The organism is bacterium (assembly GCA_030654305.1).
Taxonomy (GTDB): Bacteria; Krumholzibacteriota; Krumholzibacteriia; order LZORAL124-64-63; family LZORAL124-64-63; genus PNOJ01.
The window spans coordinates 1-5176 of record JAURXS010000504.1 but is presented as its reverse complement, the minus strand read 5'-3'; the positions used below and the strand labels follow the sequence as shown (position 1 = coordinate 5176).

Annotated in this window: 5 protein-coding genes; all 5 read left to right on the top strand. The window is 70.5% G+C overall.

Translation table 11 applies throughout. The annotated features are described in order from the left end of the window. On the top strand, positions 1 to 225 hold a 225-nt coding region (locus tag Q7W29_14380; GenBank protein MDO9173009.1), incomplete at its 5' end, for a hypothetical protein. Then, on the top strand, positions 222 to 1862 hold the full coding sequence (locus Q7W29_14375) for a hypothetical protein (GenBank protein ID MDO9173008.1): 1641 nt from the start codon (positions 222 to 224) through the stop codon (positions 1860 to 1862). The genes Q7W29_14380 and Q7W29_14375, both read left to right, overlap by 4 nt. A 17-nt stretch (positions 1863 to 1879) precedes the next feature. Then, a complete protein-coding gene (locus Q7W29_14370) occupies positions 1880 to 3205 on the top strand; it encodes an NAD(P)-binding domain-containing protein (GenBank protein ID MDO9173007.1) in 1326 nt (441 codons plus the stop codon). A gap of 100 nt (positions 3206 to 3305) precedes the next feature. Further along, a complete protein-coding gene (gene pepT, locus Q7W29_14365) occupies positions 3306 to 4580 on the top strand; it encodes a peptidase T (GenBank protein MDO9173006.1) in 1275 nt (424 codons plus the stop codon). Positions 4581 to 4917: 337 nt separating this feature from the next. Beyond that, positions 4918 to 5176: SPFH domain-containing protein (locus Q7W29_14360; GenBank protein MDO9173005.1), on the top strand; the 259-nt coding region annotated here is incomplete at its 3' end.

The window sequence follows — 5176 nt, the reverse complement described above, 5'->3', positions numbered from 1 at the left end:
AACTGGAACCACGACACGCTGTTCCCGATCTACTCGGGCCGTCACGACAACGAGTGGAACGCCTGCGTCGACTGCCACGTGACGCCCACGAACTACGCCGTGTTCGAGTGCATCTTCTGCCACGAGCACAACCGCACGGAGACGGACCAGCAGCACCAGGGCGAGAGCGGGTACGTCTACCAGAGCGCCGCCTGCTTCCAGTGCCACCCGCGAGGTAGCGAATGAGCATCACGTACCGCAGCGGGATCCTGTCCGGCGTCATGATCTGCCTGCTGGCCGCCGCGGCCGCGCGCGCCGAGGGCTTGCCGGGCAACCCGGACCCGCCGCGCGCCAAGGTCAGCTACGTGTCCGCCGAGCAGGTCTACCTGGACGCCGGCCGCGCCGACGGCCTGCGCACCGGCGACGTGCTGCGGATCCTGCGCCGCGACGCGCCGGTCACCGAGGTCACGCTCGAGCACCTGGCCGAACATTCGGCCTCGTGCCGGATCACGGGCGACGCCGCGGACGTCCATCCGGGCGATGCGGCGGTCGTGATCCAGCAGGGCCCCGCCCCCGCATCCGCCGACAGCGTCGCCGTCCCGGCGACCGCCCCGGCGCCCGCGACGGCGACCGGCCCCGCCCGCGCGAAGCCCGCCGAGCGGGACCGCCCCTTCTTCCTGCGGGGCCGGCTCACCCTGCAGTGGCTCCACAGCAACGACCGCAGCGAGGCGGACCTCGACCTGACCCAGCCGTCGCTGCGCTTCGACCTGCGCTCCCGCGAACCCTTCGCGGGCGGCCACGAGCTGCAGGTGCGCGGCACCCTGCGCCAGAACCGCCGCGCCGCCGGCTTCTCCTCCCCGGCCGAGAACGAGTGGCGCAACCGCGTCTACCTCGTCACCCTCTCGCGCGAGCGCCCGGACGATCGCTGGCACTACAGCCTGGGCCGGATCACCAGCCGGGCCGTCAGCGGTTTCGGCCAGATCGACGGGCTCCTGGCCAGCGGCCGCCTGGCCGACGGGTTGCGGCTGGGCACCTTCGCGGGATTCACGCCCGACCCGCGCACGAGCGAGCCGAGCGGCGACGAGCGCAAGGTTGGCGGCTTCCTGGCCTGGTCCGACGCGGACGGCGTCGACCGCGCCTGGGACCTCGTGCTGGCGGCGGTCGGCGAGTACAACGGCGGCGAGCCCAGCCGCGAGTACCTCCTGCTGGACGGCGATCTCGGGCGCGACGGCCCCCTCCGCCTGCACCACAGCGCCGAACTCGAAGTCAACCGGGACTGGCGCTACGCGGCGACGGGCCGGCGCTTCGCCCTGAGCAACACGGTCACCACCGTGTCCGCTCGGCTCACGCCGCGCTGGAGCGCCTCGCTCAGCCACGACCGCCGGGAGCTCTACCGCACCTGGGCGACCCGCTCCCTGCCCGACAGCCTCTTCCGCGACGCCGAGCGGTCGGGCCTGCGCATGCGGACGCGCTGGTCGGACGGCGGCGGCTGGTCGCTGGCCGCCGACGGCGGCGTGCGCGGCGGCGCCGGCCGCGACGGCGACACCTGGAGCTGGGGCTCCACCGTCGGTCGCGCCGGCCTGTCGGGTCCCGGCAGCCACCTCTCGCTGGACCTGCGCGGCTTCGACGGCCCGCGGGTCTCCGGCCTGACGCCGTCGCTGCGGCTGGACCAGCCCCTGCGCGACGGCCTGGACCTGCAGGTCGCGGCCGGGCTCTACAACTACGACATTGTCGGCATCGGCGGCCGCCACTCCCACTGGACCAGGGTCGGCGCGCGCCGGGTCCTGGGCCGGTCGTGGCTGGCGGGTCTGGAATACGAGCGCGACGGCGGCGACGACATCCGGGGCGACCGCCTGCGGGCCGATCTCACGCTGCGGTTCTGAGGATTCGCGGGGGGACCATGGAATCACTGCTGATCTGGGGTTGCGCCCTGCTGCTGGGTGCCGGGCTGTTCGTGCCCTACTTCCTGCGCTTCCGCGCCGCCAGGCGCCAGGATGCCGCCCGCCGGGAAGAGACCGTGGCGCTCGGCATGAACCGGCCCGTCGGCCAGTACCCGCTGATCGACGCCAACGCCTGCATCGGCTGCGGCTCCTGCATCGCGGCCTGCCCGGAAGGCGACGTGCTGGGCATCGTCGGCGGCAAGGCGGTGATCACCAACGGCGCCCGCTGCATCGGCCACGGCCGCTGCGCCGAGGCCTGCCCCGTCGGCGCCCTCAAGGTGGGCTTGGGCGACATCACGACCCGCGACGACATCCCGGTGCTGAGCCCCGAACTCGAGACCAGCCGGCCGGGGATCTTCGTCGCCGGCGAACTGGGCGGCTTCGCGCTGGTCAGCAACGCCGTGGACCAGGGGCGTCGCGCGATGGAGTCGATCGCCGCCCGCGGCCCCTTCCCCGCCGGGGACCCGCGCTGGGACGCCATCGTCGTCGGGGCGGGGCCCGGCGGCCTGAGCGCGGCGCTGACCGCGCGCAAGCTGGGCCTGCGCTGCCTGGTGCTGGACCAGCAGGCACCGGGCGGCACCATCCTGCAGTACCCCCGCCGCAAGCTGGTGCTGGTCCAGCCGATCGAGATCCCCCTGTTCGGCACGCTGGACCAGAAGGAGTACAGCAAGGAGGACCTGCTCGACATCTGGCTGCGCCTGCACGCCGAGCACGACCTGAAGATCCACACCGACGAGCGCCTGCTGAACGTCACGGGCACCCCCGGCGACCTCGTCGTCCACACGACGGCCGGCGAACACCGCGCCCGGCACGTGGTGCTCGCCCTGGGCCGGCGCGGGACGCCCCGCAAGCTGGGCGTCCCCGGCGAGGACACCGCCAAGGTGGCCTACCGCCTCATCGACGCCTCGCTGTACAAGGGGAACCGGGTCCTGGTCGTCGGCGGCGGGGACAGCGCGGTCGAGGCGGCCGTCGCCATGGCCAGCCAGCGCGACATTGAGGTGACGCTCTCCTACCGCAAGCCCCGCCTGCTGCGCATCAAGAAGCGCAACGCGGACAAGATCGACGCCCTGATCGCCTCCGGCGCCGTGCGCTTCGCGGGCGACACGCAGCTGACCGCGATCCAGGCCGACACCGTCTCCCTGGCCACGGCGACCGGCCCCGCCATCCTGCCCAACGATTTCGTCTTCATCTTCGCCGGCGGCGACCCGCCGTTCCCGCTGTTGAGGGAGATCGGCGTCGCCTTCGGAGGCGATCAGGCGGATATCCACAATATCGTGGCTCTCTGAAGGTACTTGCCCCCCCCCCGCGGGGGGCCTACTTTATTCGCTGGCAAGATCCCGGTTCCCCCCCCGCCACCCGGACGACGCCCATCAAGGAGATCCCTGCATGTTGGAACGCAAGCCAGGTTCGAAGTTTCCGACGCTCGTCGAGCGTTTCGTCGCTTACGCCAGGATGGACACGCAGGCCAAGGAAGGCTCGGACACCTACCCCTCCTCGCCGGGCCAGCTGGTGCTCGCCGCCCGCCTGGTGGAGGAGCTGAAGGCGCTCGGCCTGCAGGACGCCGCCAAGGACGAGCACGGCTACGTCACCGCCTCGTTGCCGGCGAGCGACGCCGCGGCCGCCAAGGTGCCGGCGATCGCCTTCATCAGCCACATGGACACCTACCCCGAGGTCTCGGGCAAGGACGTCCAGCCCGTCTTCCACGAGAACTACCCCGGCGGCGACATCGCCTTGCCGAAGAACGGCATCGTGATCCCGGCCCGGGAGAACCCCTACCTCGCGGAGTGCGTCGGCGAGACGATCATCACCGGCGACGGCACGACGCTGCTGGGCGCAGACGACAAGGCCGGCATCGCCGAGATCATGGAAGCCCTGACGCGCCTCGTGGAGAACCCCGGCTTCCGGCACGGCGCCGTGAAGGTCGCCTTCACGCCCGACGAGGAGATCGGCAAGGGCGTCCTGCACTTCGACGTCGCGAAGTTCGGCGCCACCGTGGCCTACACGATGGACGGCGGCAAGCGCGGCGAGATCGAGAACGAGACGTTCTGCGCCGACGCCGCCGTGGTCACCTTCACCGGGCGCGACATCCACCCCGGCTACGCCAAGGACCGCATGGTGCCGGCGCTCAAGGTGGCCGGCGCGTTCCTGGACTCGCTGCCGCGGGACCTGGCGCCCGAGACCACCGAGGACAAGCAGGGCTACGTCCACCCCATCAGCATGGAAGGCAACACCAGCAAGGTCGTCGTCAACCTGCTGATCCGCGATTTCGACCAGTCCGGGCTGAAGCCCAAGGCCGACCTGATCCGCAAGCACGCCGACGCCGCCAGCGCCAAGTGGCCCGGCAGCCGCGCCGACGTCCAGATCAAGGAATACTACCGCAACATGAAATATGACCTGGCCAAGGAGCCCCGCGCCGTGGACTACGCGATGGAGGCGATCGGCCGCTGCGGCATGACGGCGAAGCTGGGCTCGATCCGCGGCGGCACCGACGGCTCGAACCTGTCGGCGCGCGGGCTGCCCACCCCGAACCTGTTCACGGGCGAGCAGAGCTTCCACAGCTACACGGAGTGGGTCTGCGTCAAGGACATGGAGCTGGCGACACGGACGATCCTGCAGACGATCGCGGTCTGGACCGAAAAGGAATCGGCGCCCGGCAAATAACGCTCCCTGCCTGACTCCGGTATGCGGCGTTCAGGATAGGACAGACCCTCTGTGACGGGGGACGCGCTCCAGGCACATCGTGTGCCTGGAGCGCTTGACTTACGGGCCCCTGCGCCCTCCTGGCGCAGGAGCCCTCCAGACACCCCCGTCACGGTGGGTCTGTCCTATCCTGAACGGCGTATAACCGTCGCAGGACAGGGGGCATCACTTGCCCGGGCACTCCCCTGCGCCTGATGCAACCTGGAATATCGTTTGCGCGTATGATCTCTTTATGATATCATTCTCACATCACTCAACCGAGGCCCGTTCTGGGGTCCCAACGCGGAGGATGCCACCGATGCACACCGAGAAGACGCTGAAGGTCGCTTCGGGCCTGTTCTTCCTGCCCTTCCTGCTGCTCTTGCTGGGCGGGTCGATCTGGCTGTTCGTCAACGCGATCACCAGCCATGTGATCTGGATGCTGATCACGGCGCTCTCGGCCATGGTCGTGAGCATCTTCCTGCTGGCGGGCCTGTTCGTGGTGAACCCGAACGAGGCGGCCGTGGTGCTGCTGTTCGGCGACTACCGCGGCACGGTGAAGCAGAACGGATTCTGCT